Origin of the sequence: Aureimonas ureilytica (assembly GCF_001475935.1) — a bacterium.
Classification (GTDB): domain Bacteria; phylum Pseudomonadota; class Alphaproteobacteria; order Rhizobiales; family Rhizobiaceae; genus Aureimonas; species Aureimonas ureilytica_A.
Map to the genome: position 1 here is coordinate 13,136 of NZ_LDQA01000035.1, position 15,728 is coordinate 28,863.

Annotated in this window: 15 protein-coding genes; 1 reads left to right on the forward strand and 14 read right to left on the reverse strand. The window is 66.4% G+C overall.

Annotated features, from left to right (window positions below; genetic code table 11):
- Positions 1 to 117: 117 nt before the first annotated feature.
- Positions 118 to 441, forward strand: coding sequence for a thioredoxin (gene trxA, locus NS365_RS14920; protein ID WP_058601091.1), 324 nt, complete (start codon positions 118 to 120; stop codon positions 439 to 441).
- A gap of 67 nt (positions 442 to 508) precedes the next feature.
- Here the strand turns inward: trxA and NS365_RS14925 are convergent, their stop codons facing one another.
- The 14 genes from NS365_RS14925 to polA form a co-directional block, all read right to left on the reverse strand.
- The gene (locus NS365_RS14925) at positions 509 to 1,846 is read right to left on the reverse strand and encodes a bifunctional folylpolyglutamate synthase/dihydrofolate synthase (protein ID WP_058601092.1); all 1,338 of its coding nucleotides are present in this window, start codon (positions 1,844 to 1,846) and stop codon (positions 509 to 511) included.
- Positions 1,847 to 1,860: 14 nt separating this feature from the next.
- Positions 1,861 to 2,781 carry an acetyl-CoA carboxylase, carboxyltransferase subunit beta gene (accD, locus tag NS365_RS14930; protein ID WP_058601093.1) on the reverse strand — a complete coding sequence of 307 codons (921 nt, stop codon included), beginning with the start codon at positions 2,779 to 2,781 and terminating at the stop codon, positions 1,861 to 1,863.
- Positions 2,782 to 2,846: 65 nt separating this feature from the next.
- A complete protein-coding gene (gene trpA, locus NS365_RS14935; RefSeq protein WP_058601094.1) occupies positions 2,847 to 3,674 on the reverse strand; it encodes a tryptophan synthase subunit alpha in 828 nt (275 codons plus the stop codon).
- 37 nt (positions 3,675 to 3,711) lie between these two features.
- Positions 3,712 to 4,032 carry a divalent-cation tolerance protein CutA gene (gene cutA / locus NS365_RS14940; RefSeq protein WP_058601095.1) on the reverse strand — a complete coding sequence of 107 codons (321 nt, stop codon included), beginning with the start codon at positions 4,030 to 4,032 and terminating at the stop codon, positions 3,712 to 3,714.
- A 9-nt stretch (positions 4,033 to 4,041) separates the two neighbouring features.
- Positions 4,042 to 5,265 (reverse strand): tryptophan synthase subunit beta, encoded by a 1,224-nt coding sequence (gene trpB, locus NS365_RS14945; RefSeq protein ID WP_058601096.1) that lies wholly within the window; start codon positions 5,263 to 5,265, stop codon positions 4,042 to 4,044.
- Complete coding sequence (locus tag NS365_RS14950; RefSeq protein ID WP_058601122.1) at positions 5,262 to 5,957, reverse strand: phosphoribosylanthranilate isomerase; 696 nt, start codon at positions 5,955 to 5,957, stop codon at positions 5,262 to 5,264. Before NS365_RS14950 ends, trpB begins: the two co-directional genes overlap by 4 nt.
- 126 nt (positions 5,958 to 6,083) lie before the next feature.
- Positions 6,084 to 6,845: a M48 family metallopeptidase gene (locus NS365_RS14955; RefSeq protein ID WP_058601097.1), complete on the reverse strand. Its 762-nt coding sequence runs from the start codon at positions 6,843 to 6,845 to the stop codon at positions 6,084 to 6,086.
- Between the two features lie 162 nt (positions 6,846 to 7,007).
- Positions 7,008 to 7,436 carry a DUF2852 domain-containing protein gene (locus tag NS365_RS14960; protein ID WP_058601098.1) on the reverse strand — a complete coding sequence of 143 codons (429 nt, stop codon included), beginning with the start codon at positions 7,434 to 7,436 and terminating at the stop codon, positions 7,008 to 7,010.
- A gap of 103 nt (positions 7,437 to 7,539) precedes the next feature.
- Positions 7,540 to 9,045, reverse strand: a complete 1,506-nt coding sequence (locus tag NS365_RS14965; RefSeq protein WP_082684626.1) for a polyhydroxyalkanoate depolymerase — start codon at positions 9,043 to 9,045, stop codon at positions 7,540 to 7,542.
- Positions 9,046 to 9,176: 131 nt separating this feature from the next.
- The gene (locus NS365_RS14970) at positions 9,177 to 9,701 is read right to left on the reverse strand and encodes a GNAT family N-acetyltransferase (protein WP_153003802.1); all 525 of its coding nucleotides are present in this window, start codon (positions 9,699 to 9,701) and stop codon (positions 9,177 to 9,179) included.
- Positions 9,698 to 9,988, reverse strand: a complete 291-nt coding sequence (locus tag NS365_RS14975) for a DUF1330 domain-containing protein (protein ID WP_058601100.1) — start codon at positions 9,986 to 9,988, stop codon at positions 9,698 to 9,700. The genes NS365_RS14970 and NS365_RS14975 overlap by 4 nt, the downstream gene beginning before the upstream one ends.
- 109 nt (positions 9,989 to 10,097) lie before the next feature.
- A complete protein-coding gene (gene pyrF / locus NS365_RS14980; RefSeq protein ID WP_058601101.1) occupies positions 10,098 to 10,790 on the reverse strand; it encodes an orotidine-5'-phosphate decarboxylase in 693 nt (230 codons plus the stop codon).
- Positions 10,791 to 10,801: 11 nt separating this feature from the next.
- A complete protein-coding gene (locus tag NS365_RS14985) occupies positions 10,802 to 12,025 on the reverse strand; it encodes a PAS domain-containing protein (protein WP_058601102.1) in 1,224 nt (407 codons plus the stop codon).
- A gap of 185 nt (positions 12,026 to 12,210) precedes the next feature.
- Positions 12,211 to 15,138, reverse strand: a complete 2,928-nt coding sequence (polA, locus tag NS365_RS14990) for a DNA polymerase I (RefSeq protein WP_058601103.1) — start codon at positions 15,136 to 15,138, stop codon at positions 12,211 to 12,213.
- Positions 15,139 to 15,728: the final 590 nt, after the last annotated feature.

Consider the following 15,728-nt stretch of genomic DNA (forward strand, 5'->3'; position numbering starts at 1 on the left):
AGAGGGGCCTCGGCCCATCTACCTATGGACGACAGAACGGGAGCGTCTCACGTGAGTCGCACCCATTCCCCCTCCCCTCGCCGGGCTTTAAAGCCCGGCCTTCACCGGAGCCTGACCATGGCCACCAAGAAGACCGACAACAACAGCTTCCAGTCCGACGTTCTGCAGAACGCCAAGCCCGTCGTGGTGGACTTCTGGGCTGAGTGGTGCGGCCCCTGCAAGATGATCGCCCCGGCGCTCGAGGAAATCTCGGAAGAGATGGGCGCGGTCGACATCGTGAAGGTGAATATCGACGAGAACCCGGACCTCGCCGCGCAGTTCGGCGTGCGCTCGATTCCGACGCTCATGCTTTTCAAGAATGGCGAGCAGGCCTCGGTTCAGGTCGGCGCGGCCCCGAAGTCCAAGCTTGTCGCCTGGATCAATTCCAACGTCGCGGCCTGATCGACCAAGCCCCAAACGTCAAAAGCCCGCGCGGTGCGCGGGCTTTTTTATGCGTGGTCCAAGTTCCTCAGCGCGGCGCGAGGCCGCTTTCGCGCAGGACATCGCCCGCCAGATAAAGCGAGCCGCAGACGAGAAAGCGTGGCGCTGGGCTCGACTGCCAGCCGGTGGAGACCAGCCGGATCGCCTCTTCCACGCTGTCGCAGGGCTCGGCCTCCAGCCCCGCGTCGATCGCGGCATCGGCCAGCTCCTCCGCCGACAGGCCGCTGTCGGACGAGCGGATCGGCACGGTGAAGACATGGCGCGCCATGCCGGCGAAGGCTTCGAAGAAGCCGACCGGCTCCTTGGTGTTCAGCATCCCCGCGATCAGAAACAGCGGGCGCTGCGTGCGGTCTTCCAGATCGGCCAGAGCTTCGGCCACGACGAGGCCGGCGCCGGGATTGTGCCCGCCATCCAGCCAAAGTTCGGAGCCGGGAACGCAAAGATCGAAGAGCCGGCCCGACGTGATGCGCTGGAGACGACCCGGCCATTCGACGCGCGTCAGCCCCGCTTCGATCGCGGCCTGGGGCGGGTCGAAGCCACCCGCGCGCAGCGCCGCGATGGCCGTCGCCGCATTGCCGAGCTGGTGCCGGCCGGGCAGACGCGGCATGGGCAGGTCCATCAGCCCGCGCTCGTCCTGATAGACGAGGCGGCCATGCTCCTCGAAGGCCAGGAAATCCTGCCCATAGACATGAACGCGCGCGCCGGTCCGCTCCGCCTCGCGGCGCAGGACGCCGAGCGCCCCTTCGCTGGTCTGCGGGCCGATGACCACGGGCACGCCGCGCTTGAAGATGCCGGCCTTCTCGCCCGCTATCTTCTCGACCGTATCCCCGAGGAAAGCCTGATGATCCAGCGAGATCGCGGTGACGACACTGACCGCCGCCGTCTCGATCACGTTGGTCGCGTCGAAGCGCCCGCCGAGCCCGACTTCCAGCACCGTCGCATCGGCCGGATGTTCGGCAAAGAGCACGAAGGCGACCGCCGTCAGAAGCTCGAACACCGTGATGGGCCGGCCCGCATTGACTGTGGCGACACGGCGGATCGTTTCCGCCAGTTCCTCGTCCGACACGAGTTCGCCCCGACCGCCTGCTTGGCCGAGCCGGTAGCGCTCGCGCCAGTCCACCAGATGCGGCGAGGTGTGGACATGCACCGCACGGCCCGCCGCCTCCAGAATGGCGCGGGAAAAGGCCGAGGTGGAGCCCTTGCCATTGGTGCCCGCGACATGGATCGTCGGCGGCAGGCGAAGCTGCGGCGCGCCGAGATCGTCCAGAAGGCGCAAGATCCGGTCGAGCTTCAGGTCGAAGCCCTTCGGGTGCAGTTCGAGAAGCTTGCCGATTTCCTGATCGGCAAGGCTTGGAACGGATGTCACGGGCGCTCCGGGTGTCAGGCGGCGTCGGCTTCGGCCGGAGCCGCACCGTCGTTTTCGGGCGGCGGCGGCAAAAGCGCGACCGGGGTCTTGGTCAGAACTTTCAGAAGGCGCGCGATCGTGCCTTTCAGCTCGTGGCGATGGACCACCATGTCCACCATCCCATGCTCCATCAGATATTCGGACCGCTGGAAGCCTTCGGGCAGCTTTTCGCGGATCGTCTGCTCGATGACGCGCGCGCCGGCAAAGCCGATCACCGCGCCGGGCTCGGCGATGTGGACATCGCCCAGCATGGCGTAGGAGGCGGTCACGCCGCCCGTGGTCGGATTGGTGAGAACGACGATATAGGGAAGGCCGGCATCCTTCACCATATCGACCGCGACCGTCGTGCGCGGCAGCTGCATCAGCGACAGGATGCCTTCCTGCATCCGCGCGCCGCCCGAGCCCGCGAAGAGAACCAGCGGACGCTTGCGATCCACCGCCGTTTCGGCCGCCGTGACGATGGCCTCGCCCGCCGCCATGCCGAGCGAGCCACCCATGAAGGCGAAGTCCTGAACGGCGGCGACGATCGGCAGCGTCTCGATCTCGCCCGCCGCCACCAGCACGGAATCCTCAAGACCCGTCTTGGTCTTGTATTCCTTCAAACGGTCCGTGTAGCGCTTGGAATCGCGGAACTTCAGCGGGTCCAGCGGCACCTTTTCCAGCGCGATCTCCTCGAACACGCCGCCATCGAAGAAATGGGTCAGGCGATCGCGCGCCCCGATCTTCATATGAACGTCGGACGATGGGATGACGAACTGGTTGGCTTCCAGATCCTTGTGAAAGACCATCTCGCCCGTTTCCGGGCACTTGATCCACAGGTTCTCCGGCAGTTCGCGCGAGGGCTGGCCGAGAAGGCTGGTCAGCTTGGGGCGAACGTAATTGGTGATCCAGTTCATCGGGGCGATCCCTCGGAAATGCGTGTCGCCCGCAGCGGGCGCGAAAGGGTGAGATGGCGTGCCGCTCAGGCCGCCGCAAGCTTCAGATCGGCAAGGCCGCCGGCCAACTCGCGCACGAGCCCGCAGACCGCATCGACCACGGCCTGCGTGCCGCCCTCCGCCGCGCCTTCCATGGCCGCGACGAGCGCCGAGCCGACGACCACGCCGTCCGCATGGCGGCCGATGGCGCGGGCCTGCTCGGCCGTGCGCACGCCGAAGCCGACGCAGACGGGCAGCGAGGTCTGGCCCTTGATGCGCTGAACGGCGGCCGACACGGCCGACGCGTCGGGTGCGGCGGAGCCGGTGATGCCGTTGATCGAAACGTAGTAGACGAAGCCCGACGTGTTCTTGAGCACCGCCGGCAGGCGCTTCTCGTCGGTCGTGGGCGTGGCGAGACGCACGAAGTTCAGCCCGCCCTCCACGGCCGGCAGGCACAGCTCGTCGTCCATCTCGGGCGGTAGATCGACCACGATCAGCCCATCGACGCCCGCCGCCTTGGCATCCGCCACGAAGCGATCGACGCCGTAGATATAGACCGGGTTGAAATAGCCCATGAGGATGATGGGCGTGCGATCATCGATCTCGCGGAAGCGGCGCACCGTCTCCAGCGTGCGGCCCAGCGTCTCGCCGGCGTTCAACGCGCGCAGGCCGGCGCGCTGGATCGCCGGGCCATCCGCCATCGGGTCGGAAAAGGGCATGCCGAGTTCGATCAGATCAGCGCCCGCGCCCGGCAGGCCCTTGAGAACTTCCAGCGTCGTCGCCCCGTCCGGGTCGCCCGCCATGATGAAGGTCACGAGCGCGGGCCGCCCTTCGGCCTTGAGATCGGCAAAGCGCGTTTCGATGCGTGTCGTCATGGTAAAGCCTCGCGCCCGGTTCGTCATCCAGAGTTCGTCAAGAGGATGCGATACAGGCGTCCGCGATCCATCTCAAGGTGGCCTCGTCCGCCAGCATAGGCGTTCCCAGGATCGCAGGCGTCTCATAGGGGTGCAGATCGCGGATCGCGGCGGCCACGCTCTCGAAAAGATCGGCCCGCGTTTTCAGTACAAGCGGCACTTCGGCCGCCCGCTCGATCGTCCCGTTCCACCAGTAGCGGCTCTCGATCGGCGCGCCGATCTGGCTGCAGGCCACCAGACGCCGCCCCAGAAGCGCATCGGCGATCTCGCGCGCCGTCGCCTCGTCCGGGCAGGTCACGTCGATCGAGATCGCCGGCATGGCTTGTCCTTAGATTTCCAGCCCCATGGACTTGGCGATCGTGTGAACGTCCTTGTCGCCGCGCCCCGAGAGGCACAGGACGATGGACTGGTCCCGGCTCATGGTGGGCGCGATCTTGGCGACATGGGCGAGGCCATGGGCCGATTCCAGCGCCGGGATGATGCCTTCCATGCGGGTGCAGAGATGGAAGGCGTCCACCGCTTCGGTGTCCGTCACCGGCACATAGGAGACGCGGCCGGTGTCGCGCAGCCAGGCGTGCTCGGGGCCGACGCCGGGATAGTCGAGGCCGGCGGAAATGGAATGCCCTTCCAGAATCTGGCCGCTCTCGTCCTGAAGAAGATAGGTGCGGTTGCCGTGGAGCACGCCGGGCCGGCCGCCGCTCATGGAGGCGGCATGGCCGTTTGGCACGTCGATCCCATGACCGCCCGCTTCCGCGCCGTAGATCGCGACGGAGGGATCGTCCAGGAAGGCGCGGAACATGCCGATGGCGTTGGACCCGCCGCCGACGCAGGCGACCACGGCGTCCGGCAGCGCGCCGGTCTCATCCAGCATCTGCTGGCGCGTTTCGTCGCCGATGATCTGCTGGAAGTCGCGCACCATGGCGGGATAGGGATGCGGGCCGGCGGCGGTGCCGATCAGGTAATACGTGTCCTCGACATTGGTCACCCAGTCGCGCAGCGCCTCGTTCATGGCGTCCTTCAGCGTGCCGGCGCCGGCCGTCACCGCGCGCACCTCGGCACCCAGAAGCTTCATGCGAAAGACGTTGGGCTTCTGGCGCTCGACATCCGTCGCGCCCATGAAGACGACGCACGGCATGCCGAAGCGCGCGCAGACGGTGGCGGTGGCAACACCATGCTGCCCCGCGCCGGTTTCGGCGATGATGCGCGTCTTGCCCATGCGGCGCGCGAGCAAGATCTGCCCGAGGCAGTTGTTGATCTTGTGCGAGCCGGTGTGGTTCAGTTCCTCGCGCTTGAAGTAGACGCGCGCGCCGCCGAAATGCTCCGTCAGCCGCTCGGCGAAATAGAGCGGGCTCGGGCGGCCGGTATAATGGGTCTGGAGATCGGCGAGTTGCGAGAGAAAGCTCTCGTCGGTCTTGGCCGCCTTGTAGGCCGCTTCGAGGTCCAGAATGATGGGCATCAGCGTTTCGGCAACGAAACGACCGCCGAATAGGCCGAAGCGGCCATCATCGTCCGGGCCGAGCTTGAAGGAATTGGGGGTCGGGATCTCGGTCATGCGAAGCGTCGCTCAAGGCTGGAGGAAGCATCGGACGCGCCAGCCAGCGCAGCGGCGTCGAGCGCGTCGAAGAAACGGTGGATCAGGCCGGCATCCTTGCGACCCGGGGCGGATTCCAGGCCCGAGGAGGCGTCGAGCCCCTGCGGGCGAACGCGGCGCACGGCCTCGGCCACGTTGGACGGGTTGATGCCGCCCGACAGAAGGAACTGACGGTCCTCGCCGAGCGCGTCGAGCAGGCTCCAGTCGAAGGACACGCCGTTGCCGCCCGGCAAGACCGAGCCCTTGGGGCGCTTGGCATCCAGCAGAATCCGGTCGGCGACGGGGCGAAACCGGGCGACGGCCTCCAGATCCTGCGGCATCGAAACGGAAATCGCCTTCATCACCGGCAGGCCGGTCAGCGCCGCGATCTCGGCGACGCGCGCGGGAGACTCGGAGCCGTGAAGCTGCAGCGTGTCGGGCCGGATGCGCTCGGCGATGCGGGCCAGCGTCTCGTTGTCGGCGTCGACGGTGACGACGGTCACGGCGGCGCGGCCCAGTGCATGGGCGCGCAGGCGCATCATCGCGTCCATCTCCAGATGGCGCGGGCTCGGGGCGAAGTGAATAAAGCCGATTTCCTTGCCGCCGCGCTCCAGCACGGTGTCGATATCGGCTTCGGTCTTCAGTCCGCAGATCTTGATATGCGGTCGTGTCACGCGTTCATCCCGGTTCGGCCGATCGAAGCGGCCCGTGAGGCTCAAGCTCGTGTAAAGACAGTCTTATCGCCTCGGAATACGGCGAGTGTAAAGCGCAGCGCCGGTTTGCCAATGCATTTGCGACGATCAGCCCGCCGAAAAACGAACCGCATGGAGGCCGGAGCCCTCCGTGCGCAGCCAGGCCCGCCCCGCGTCCATGCCGGGGCAAAGCTCGCGGCAGAGCGACCAGAAGCCGGGGCCGTGATTCATCTCCCGGAGATGCGCCATTTCATGGGCCACGAGATAGTCCAGCACGAAGGGCGGTGCCATGACGATGCGCCAAGAAAAGGACAGGCGCTGGTCGGCCGTGCAGGAACCCCAACGGCTCGTCGTGTCTTTCAGCGAAATCGAGCGCGGGCGAAGGCCGAGTTGCGTGGCGTAGCGCTCCACCGCCGCCTCCAGATCGCGCCGGGCTTCGCGCTTCAGGGCGTCGGCGACGCGCCGCGCCGTATGGGCCGGCTCACCGCCGACATGAAGACGCCAGTCGCCGCCCTCCTGCGGCGGCGGATCGAGCCGCGTCAGCCGCCGTGCGGGATCGTGCACCACCAGAAGCGCCCCGCCCCGGAAGGGCAGGCGCGCGCCATCGCAGACCAGTTGGGGCGCGGGACCGAGCCGCTCTTCCACCCAGCCGCGATGGCGTTCCAGAAAGTCGAGAACGGTGGCGCGCGCCGTGCGGCGTGGGATGGTCAGCCGAACCCCGCCACCGCCCGGCGTCATGCGCATGGTGATGCGACGCGCGGTCGGATGCTCGCGCACCTCCAGGGGAACGCGCCGCTCGGCCACAAGCAATTCCTCCGGCAAGGCGGGTTTCCGGGCCTTCGGGAGAATGGATTTCAGAAAACGCGACATCCCGTCTCTTCGGCCGCAAGGCCCCGTTCGGACACACGAAACGACACGCCGGTCCGGCGCATTCGGACCTCCTTCTAGCGCCTTGCGACACAGGCTGGAAGGCATACGAAAAAGCCGCCGGGCGAACCGGCGGCTTTCGATGTCTGCGACGAGCCAGTCAGATCAGTTGCGAACGATATCGGCATCCACCGCGCCGGCGCGGCGGCCGCGCTGGCTCATGAAGCGATCGAACTCCTCTCGGTCCTTGGCGCGGCGCAGTTCGCGCGCATAGGACTCGAACTCGGCGCTGGCATTGTCGAGCCGGCGGCGCTCTTCGTCGAGGCGCTTCAGCTCGGTGTCGCGCCATTCGTCGAAAGCGAGATTGCCGGTCGCGCCGGCCTGGAACGGCATCCGGGCGCCCGAACGGCGAAACCCGTCCACAACCTTATCGGTCGCGCGGTTCACGTCGAAGCGGAAGGCCTCCAGCCGGTCGCCCCACAGGATATAGGCGAGAACGGCAAGGCCGAGCGGCCAATAGGCCATGAAGCCCAGAACCATCAGCGCGATCGTGGCAGGGGTCCAGGCGGGGCGGATCAAGGCGTGAGATTTCATGTCGTGGTGTCCATCAACCGAAAGCCCATGGGTAGCGGGCAGCGATCCCATAGATCGAGATGGTGGCGAAGCGGGGGCGATTCAACGCCGCCCCCGTTTTCCCTCACGACTTCCGCTTGACCTTGCGTAGTGCCTTCATAAGGCCCGACGCGCCCTTGGCGGGGCTCGCCGCCTCGTCCACCCCGTGAGGCAAGTCGAGTTCGGCGGCGCGATGCTCAGCCTCCATGGCCGCTTCCTCGATCGGATCGGCCGGAGGGGCGAGCGTCAGTTCGGCCATGGGCGCGGGCGCGGGCGCCGCGTCCGCAGGGTCGGGCACCTCGTCTTTCGAGCCGCTGGCGTCCGTGGATGCGGGGGAAGGCTGAGCGGCGCGGCGCTCGCGCGCCTGGAGTCCGTGCGTCAGAGCGAAGTCGATGATGCGCGGGGCGATCTCGGCGCGGAAGCGCGAGCCGTTGAAGACGCCGTAATGGCCGACCTTGGGCTGGAGATAATGGACGCGCATGTCGTCGGGGATGGAGGAGCAGAGGGTCTGCGCCGCGCGGGTCTGGCCGACGCCGGAAATATCGTCGTTCTCGCCCTCGACCGTCAGAAGCGCGGTGTGGCGGATCTTGCTCATGTCGAGCCGAAGGCCGCGATGGGTGATCTCGCCGCGCGGCAGCGAATGGTTGATGAATACCTCTTCCACCGTCTGGAGATAGAACTCGGCCGTGAGGTCCATCACGGCATTGTATTCGTCGTAGAAGATACGATGCTTCTCGGCGGAATCGCCGTCGTTCTTCACCAGATGCCAGAAGAAGTCCTTATGGGCGATCAGGTGCCGGTCGAGATTCATCGACATGAAGCCGGTGAGTTGTAGGAAGCCGGGATAGACATCGCGCATGAAGCCGGGATGGGGAAACGGGACCTTCATCACGGCATTGTCGCGGAACCAGTCGATGCCCTTGGATTCGGCCAGACGGTTCACTCCGGTCGGATTGACGCGGGTGTCGATCGGCCCGCCCATCAGGGTCATCGAGGCGGGGGCAGCGGGGTCCTCGTCATGCGCCATGCGCGCGGCGGCCATCATGACAGGCACGGCCGGCTGGCAGACGCCGATCACATGCGTGTCCGGCCCGAGGAAATGCAGCATCTCGATGATGTAATCGACGTAATCGTCGAGGTCGAACCGGCCCTCCGTCAGCGGCACGAGGCGCGCGTCGATCCAGTCCGTGATGTAGACTTCGGCATAGGGCAGGAGCGCTTCCACCGTGCCGCGCAGCAGCGTGGCATAATGGCCCGACATGGGCGCGACGATCAGGAAGCGCGGATTGGCGGGACGCTCCTTGGGCAGGGCGCGCTCGAAATGCACCAGCCGCGCGAAGGGCTTGGTCATCACCGTGCGGTCCACCACCGGCACCCGGAGCCCGCCCACCAGCGTGTCGTGGATCTGCCATTCCGGCTTGCTGTAAACGCGGGTGGTGCGCTCGAACAGCTCCGCCATGGCGGCGACCGTGCGCCCCATTTCCGTCCCGGCCAGCGGGTTCATGGGGTTCTGGTAGAAGGTGCGGGTCGCGTCCGCCATCGCTCGAAAGGGAGCGAGAACGGCATGGTTCCATTCATAGAGCTCGTACAAGCGTCTCACTCCTTGTCCGGGCCGGGTCGATCCCCGGCCTCGGCACCACTATAGCAGTCAAATGCAATCTTTTCCTTGCGCCCTCGTTCCCGGCCCTTTCATGGCGAGCGCAGCTCCGGCGCCGAAATGGATCAAAGCCAGCGGATCAGAAGGCGTCGCTCCCCTAAGGAAGCACCGTCCGGGCATTGCGCGCTGATTTGCTTGCGCAGGGCTGGCGTCCAGTTTTCGGGATCGACCGCCAGAAAGCGATGGCGCTCGGCAAAGCGGATCGCATTGGCCTCCCGCGCGTCGGAGAGGCCGAGCGCGCGGCAGAAGAACCAGTTCGCTCGCGCGGTGACCGCGCCGAGCAGCGCCGTGCCGAGCCCATGGCGACGATGAGCGGGATCGACCGCGAGCGCGCCGATCCAGAAACAGCCTTCCGACCCGTCTCCGTCGGCCTCTCCAGCCAGCACGGAGAGGGGCGCGGCGGCGGCAAAACCCGCGATCTGGCCATTCTCCAAGGCGGCGACGAAAACCTCGTAGCGCGGCAGAAGCGCTTTGAACGAAGCGTCGGAGCCAAGACCCACACCGCACGTCGCTGCGATGGCGCAAACGGCCGGAAGATCGCCCGGCTCCATCCCGCGAATGCGATGGGACGCCGGGCCGGGCCTCGTCAATCGACGCCTTCCACGATCAGAAGATCGGCCGTGGACACGGCCTCGCGAATCCCCTTGCCGGTCTGATATTCGGCCGAGCGGTAGCAGGCGAGCGCGTCCTCCATGGAGGCGAACTCGATCACCACGTTGCGCACGCGGGTGTTGCCCTCGAGCGGCTCGAACGGCCCGCCCCGCGCCAGGAACTTCGCGCCGTGGCGCTGGAGCGCCGGTGCGGCCGCCGCGATATAATCCTGATAGCGCTCGGGGTCGCTCACATCGACATGGGCGATCCAATAGGCCTTGGGCATGGGTCTCTCCTCCCCCCTTCGAAAGCAGTTCCCGCCATGATGGCCCGCCAGCCCCGCCGGAGGCAAGGCGGCGAGCCGCCCGCCAGGCAGGGGCGCACGATCCGGCCCGTCAGACTCCCGCCATTTCCGACAAGATGGCTTGCGCGGCAGCGCGCGGGTCGGGCGCGGCGATGATCGGGCGGGCGACGACGAGATGCGAGGCCCCCGCGCGCAAGGCATCGGCCGGCGTCACGACGCGCTTCTGGTCGCCCGCATCCGCGCCGGCCGGGCGGATGCCGGGCGTGACCACGGCCATATCGGGGCCGATCAGTTTGCGCAGCGCGGCCGCTTCGGCGGCCGAGGCGACGATGCCGCCGAGCCCGGCGTCGCGCGCTTGGGTCCCACGGCGCATCACCAGATCTTCCACGCTCATCTCGATACCGGCCTCGCGCAGATCGTCCTGCCCCAGCGATGTCATCACCGTGACGCCGAGGACGCAGAGCGGACTGCCGGAAGCGCCTGCCGCTGCGGCGCGCATCACCTGCGGATAGGCATGAACGGTCGTCATCGTCACACCCATGGCGGCGATGTTGGCGACGCCCTTTTCCACCGTATTGGCGATGTCGTGGAGCTTGAGGTCCAGAAAGACCTTCTTGCCCATGCGCACCAGCTCGGCCGCCAGCGGCAGGCCGCCGGAATAGCCGAGCTGATAGCCGATCTTGTAGAAGGAAACCGTATCGCCCAGCGCATCCACGAGGGCTTCGGCCTCGGCGCGTCCGGTGATGTCGAGACCGACGATCAGGCGATCGTCGGCGGGAAGGATGGCGTCATGGCTCAGGATGGGGACTCCCGTGGAATATCGACGGTGACGGTGGTGCCGCTCGTGTGGGAACTGACATCGATTCGGGCGTCGAGCCCGCGCACCAGCGATACCACGATTCGCCCGCCGAGACCGCCGCGCGGTCCGCCGTTTTCCTTCTGCCCTTCACCGTCGCTGGCCTTCGGTCGAACGCTACCGCCCGTCGCCTCGGCCAGACTCGTGGCGACCTCGCGCGCCATGTCTCCGTCGGCCGAGAGTGCCACAGCCTCGTCCACCCGCTGGCTGGTGCGCGCCTTGTCGGCCTCGCCATAGGGCCAGCGCGCCTCGCGCGGCAAGCCGATACCATCGTCGGTCACGGTGAGGCGGATGACGCCCGAGGAGAGCATCTTCAGCCGCGCCTCGACTAGCCCCTCGTCCCGTCCCTTGAAGGCGTGTTTCAAGGCGTTGGTCAGAAGCTCGGAGAAGAGCAGGCCAACTCGGGCCGCACGCTCCACGCTGATGTCGATCGCATCGCAATCGACATTGACGCGCACCGAGCGCCGCCCGTCGAGATAGCCGATCGTGGAGGCGATACGGCTGATATAGGCGCCGAGCGGAATGCGCTGCGAGCGCGTCGAGCCGACGCCCGACTCCGTCATCTCCTGATAGAGAAGCTGGAGGCTTTCGATGCGCCGCGCCAGCGTGTCGAAGGCCTCGGTGCTCGTATGGGCGCGCGACTGCATCCGGATCATGCCGATAATCATCGCCAGATGGTTCTTGACCCGGTGCTGGATCTCGCCGAGCGCGGCATCGCCCTTCACGAGGCCGGTTTCGACATGGCCGTCCTCCTGCGCGTTCACGCCACCAGACAGGTCGCGCTGCACACCGAGGAAGCACTGAAGCTGGCCGCCCGCATCGTAGAGCGGCGTGATCATCAGCCGGTTCAGGAAGGTCGTGCCGTCGGCCCGGTAGTTCAGAATATCGATCGTGATGTCGCGCTCTTCGCGCAAAGCCGCGCCGATCAGCCCGGCGGCGTTGGGGTCGGTGTCCGGCCCTTGCAAAAAGCGGCAATTACGCCCGACAACGGCCTCCACCGTGTAGCGCGAGATGCGCGCGAAGGCCTGGTTGGCATAGACGATCGGGTTGTCGGGCAGATGCGGATTGGTGAGAACAAGCGCCAGCGGAAGCTTCGCCAGAGCGGCCGTCGTCATCCCGTCGGGCATGCCCGCGGTGCTGTTGTCGGTTTCTGGTCGATCCATGCCGTGTCCTTGAGCACCGCGAAAGGCGGCGCGTTGAAAGGGAATATCGCGACCCCTAACGACTTCAAGCCCGAGCTGGTTCTCCCTTTGTGCGCTCCAAAACCCATCCCGTTCAAATGATTGGGCTTTTAAAAATCTTGTGGTGATATGTCGCGGGCGATGGAAACGAAAGCTTTACCCGCTCGTCAGTGCGCCTCGTCCCAATTCGCCGCGGCCCTGGCATCGACCACGAGCGGCACGGCGAGGTCCACGACCGGCTCGGCCGCCTTTTCCATGACACGGCGCACGACCGGGATCGTCGCTTCCACTTCCTCGTCCGGCACTTCGAAGACGAGTTCGTCATGCACCTGCAGGAGCATCCGCGCTTGGAGACGTTCGGCCTTCAGCGCGTCCTCCATGCGCACCATGGCGCGTCGGATGATGTCCGCCGCCGAGCCCTGGATCGGCGCGTTGATGGCCGCGCGCTCGACGGCCGCGCGCACCTGCGGGTTGGAAGAGCGGATGTCGGGATAATGCGCGCGCCGGCCGAACAGCGTCTCGACATAGCCGGCCTCCTTCGCGAAGGCCTTCACGCGGTCCATGTAATCGCGGATGCCGGGGAAGCGCTCGAAATAGCGCTTGATATAGGAGGCTGCCTCGCCCTGCGGGATCGAAAGCTGGGCCGCGAGGCCGAAGGCCGAGATGCCGTAGACGATGCCGAAATTGATGGCCTTGGCCCGCCGGCGCACCTCGGAGGGCATGCCCTCCACCGGCACGCCGAACATCTCGGACGCGGTGGTCGCGTGAATGTCCTGCCCCTGCCGGAAGGCCTCCGTCAGCTGCGGAATGTCGGCCATATGGGCGAGCAGGCGAAGCTCGATTTGGCTGTAGTCGGCCGAGAGTAGCTTGTGGCCATCGGGCGCGACGAAGGCGGTGCGAATTTCGCGCCCTTCCTGCGTGCGGACCGGAATGTTCTGAAGGTTCGGCTCCGACGAGGACAGACGTCCCGTCGTGGTGGAGGCCATGGAATAGGACGTGTGGATGCGGTCCGCCTCGTCCATGTAGGTCGGCAGCGCGTCCGTATAGGTGCCCTTCAGCTTGGTGATCTGGCGCCAGTCCACGATGCGGCGGGGCAGTTCGTGCCCTTGAGCGGCGAGGTCTTCCAGAAGGCGCGCGTCGGTCGCCCACTGGCCGGTCTTGGTTTTCTTGCCGCCGGGCAGGCCGAGCTTGCCGAAGAGCACCTCGCCCAGTTGCTTGGGGCTGCCGACATTGAAGGGCTCGCCGGCCAGAATGTGAATGTCGGCCTCCAACCCCGCCGCCTTCTGCGCGAAGCGACCCGACAGGCGCGACAGGATCTGCCGGTCGGCGCGGATGCCGCGCTCTTCCATGCGCGCCAGCACCGGCACCAGCGGGCGCTCCAGCCGCTCGTAGACCGAGCTCATCCCTTCGGCCACCAGGCGCGGCTTGAGCACGCGCCACAGGCGCAGCGTCACGTCGGCGTCCTCGGCGGCGTATTCCGTCACCTTGTCGATCGGGCAGGCGGCGATCGGTTTCGCGCCTTTTCCGGTGCCGCAGAGGTCCTTGTAGGAGATCGGCTTATGCCCGAGGAAGCGCTCGGACAATTCGTCCATGCCGTGCCCTTCGAGCGAGGACGAGGCGTCGAGCACGTAGGAAATCAGCATCGTATCGTCCATCGGGGCGATGTCGATGCCATGGCGCAGCATGACGAGATAATCGTATTTGGTGTTCTGGCCGATCTTCAGGATCGACGGGTCGGTGAGAACCGGCTTCAGGAGATCGAGCACGCGCCCGAGTGGCAGCTGCAAGCCGACGCTATCCGCCGCCTCGCCGCCTGACAGGAGATCGCCGCTGCCCTCCCCGATATGGCCGATCGGCACATAGGCCGCCTCCCCCGGCGCGACGGCAAAGGACAGACCCACGAGGTCGGCGCGCATGGCGTCGAGCGAGGTGGTTTCGGTGTCGAAGGCCAGAAGCCCCGTGTCATAAGCGCGGGCGATCCAGGCTTCGAGGCGAGCCTCGTCGCGGATCGTCTCGTAGCGCGAACGATCGACCGGGGTGGAGGCGGCCTCCGACAGGCGCTCGGCGGCGAGCCCGGCCGGCGTCAGCGGCATCGCGCCCTCCGCGCCCCCGCCCGCCAGCGCGGTGTCGCCGCCGGCGTCGAGATCGGGGCCGCGCGGCGCGTCGGAAATCGTCACCGGGGCGGGTGCGACCTCGCTGGCATCGGTGCCGAGCTTGGCCGCCACGCGCCGCGTCAGCGTGGTGAACTCCATCGCCTTCAGGTAGGCGACCAGCTTTTCGCCGTCCGGCTCGTGGATGAAGAGATCGTCCAGCGAGGTGTCGAGCGGCGTGTTCTGGTCGAGCGTCACGAGTTGCTTCGACAGGCGCGCCTGATCGGCATGGGCAAGAATGTTCTCGCGGCGCTTGGCCTGCTTGATTTCACCCGCGCGCTCCAGCAGCGCTTCCAGCGTGCCGAAGGTTTCCAGAAGCTCGGCGGCGGTCTTGGGGCCGATGCCGGGCACGCCGGGCACATTGTCCGATGTGTCGCCGACCAGCGCCTGAAGGTCGATCATCTTCTCGGGGTAGACGCCAAACTTCTCGCGCACGTCCTCGGGGCCGAGGCGCTTGTCCTTCATCTGGTCGTAGAGGATGACGCTCGGGCCCACGAGTTGCATCAGATCCTTATCGGAGGAGACGATCGTGACGTCCCCGCCCGCCTCGACGGCAAGGCGCGTATAGGTCGCGATCAGATCGTCCGCCTCGAAGCCTTCCTTTTCGATGCAGGGCAGGTCGAAGGCGCGCACGGCCTCGCGGATCAGCGAGAATTGCGGGCGCAGATCCTCGGGCGGCGGCGGCCGATGCGCCTTGTAGCCATCGTAGAGCGCATTGCGGAACGTGGTCGAGGAATGGTCGAAGATCACGGCAAAATGGGTCGGGCAGACGCCGACCGAGGTGTCGCGCGATTCCTCCACCAGCTTCCATAGCATGTTGCAGAAGCCGGACACGGCGCCGACAGGCAGCCCGTCGGACTTGCGCGTCAGCGGCGGCAGCGCATGATAGGCTCGGAAGATGTAAGCCGAACCATCGACGAGGAAGAGGTGATCGCCCTTTTGCATGGGTCAGGTGGTATCGCGCGCCGCGCGGCCTGTCCATCGCGCCACTCGGGTGTCCGCCGTCACCGGGTCGGGAATCCCTCCAAACCCACATGCTTTGGGCTTGCGGCCAGGGATCATCGCCGAAGCTCCCTAGGAGAAAGCAAGGACGGCTTCGGGTCCAAAAGGAATTACAAATGTTTAATTGCAAGATCACGCTTTCGTGATCATACGGCCTTGAACGGAAACGGCCTAAGGCGCATTTTATCACCAACGGCGCACGACAGCGCCGCTTTCGGCCCCAAAGCTCGTCCCCCGCTTTTGTGCCGAACTCAGAGCGGAATGTCCCCATCCCCCCTCTCGGGACTCCGCTCTATCAGAAGGAGCCGTCGCGACAACCCCCCTCCAGTCCGCGACGGCTCTTCTTCTGTTTGACGCCTTCCTAAATTACGATCGCGCTTCGATCCGGCTATGAATGGCTGGCAGTTCGGGCTGGGCTCATGACGGCTAAACAGACGCGCTTGCTTATCATAGCCCTTATGGGGTTCTGCTTCATCGCCACACTCTCCGGCGCGATCTGGGATGCGATGGCGGGTGATTGGGCTTGGCGTCAT

Bases quoted from the DNA above. Each gene is read 5' to 3' on its own strand.
- trpA (WP_058601094.1), bottom strand. From the start codon at position 3,674: ATGACGACACGCATCGAAACGCGCTTTGCCGATCTCAAGGCCGAAGGG.
- NS365_RS14955 (WP_058601097.1), bottom strand. From the start codon at position 6,845: ATGTCGCGTTTTCTGAAATCCATTCTCCCGAAGGCCCGGAAACCCGCC.
- NS365_RS14975 (WP_058601100.1), bottom strand. From the start codon at position 9,988: ATGCCCAAGGCCTATTGGATCGCCCATGTCGATGTGAGCGACCCCGAG.
- accD (WP_058601093.1), bottom strand. From the start codon at position 2,781: ATGAACTGGATCACCAATTACGTTCGCCCCAAGCTGACCAGCCTTCTC.
- trpB (WP_058601096.1), bottom strand. From the start codon at position 5,265: ATGACCGAGATCCCGACCCCCAATTCCTTCAAGCTCGGCCCGGACGAT.
- cutA (WP_058601095.1), bottom strand. From the start codon at position 4,032: ATGCCGGCGATCTCGATCGACGTGACCTGCCCGGACGAGGCGACGGCG.
- NS365_RS14960 (WP_058601098.1), bottom strand. From the start codon at position 7,436: ATGAAATCTCACGCCTTGATCCGCCCCGCCTGGACCCCTGCCACGATC.
- trxA (WP_058601091.1), top strand. From the start codon at position 118: ATGGCCACCAAGAAGACCGACAACAACAGCTTCCAGTCCGACGTTCTG.
- polA (WP_058601103.1), bottom strand. From the start codon at position 15,138: ATGCAAAAGGGCGATCACCTCTTCCTCGTCGATGGTTCGGCTTACATC.
- NS365_RS14985 (WP_058601102.1), bottom strand. From the start codon at position 12,025: ATGGATCGACCAGAAACCGACAACAGCACCGCGGGCATGCCCGACGGG.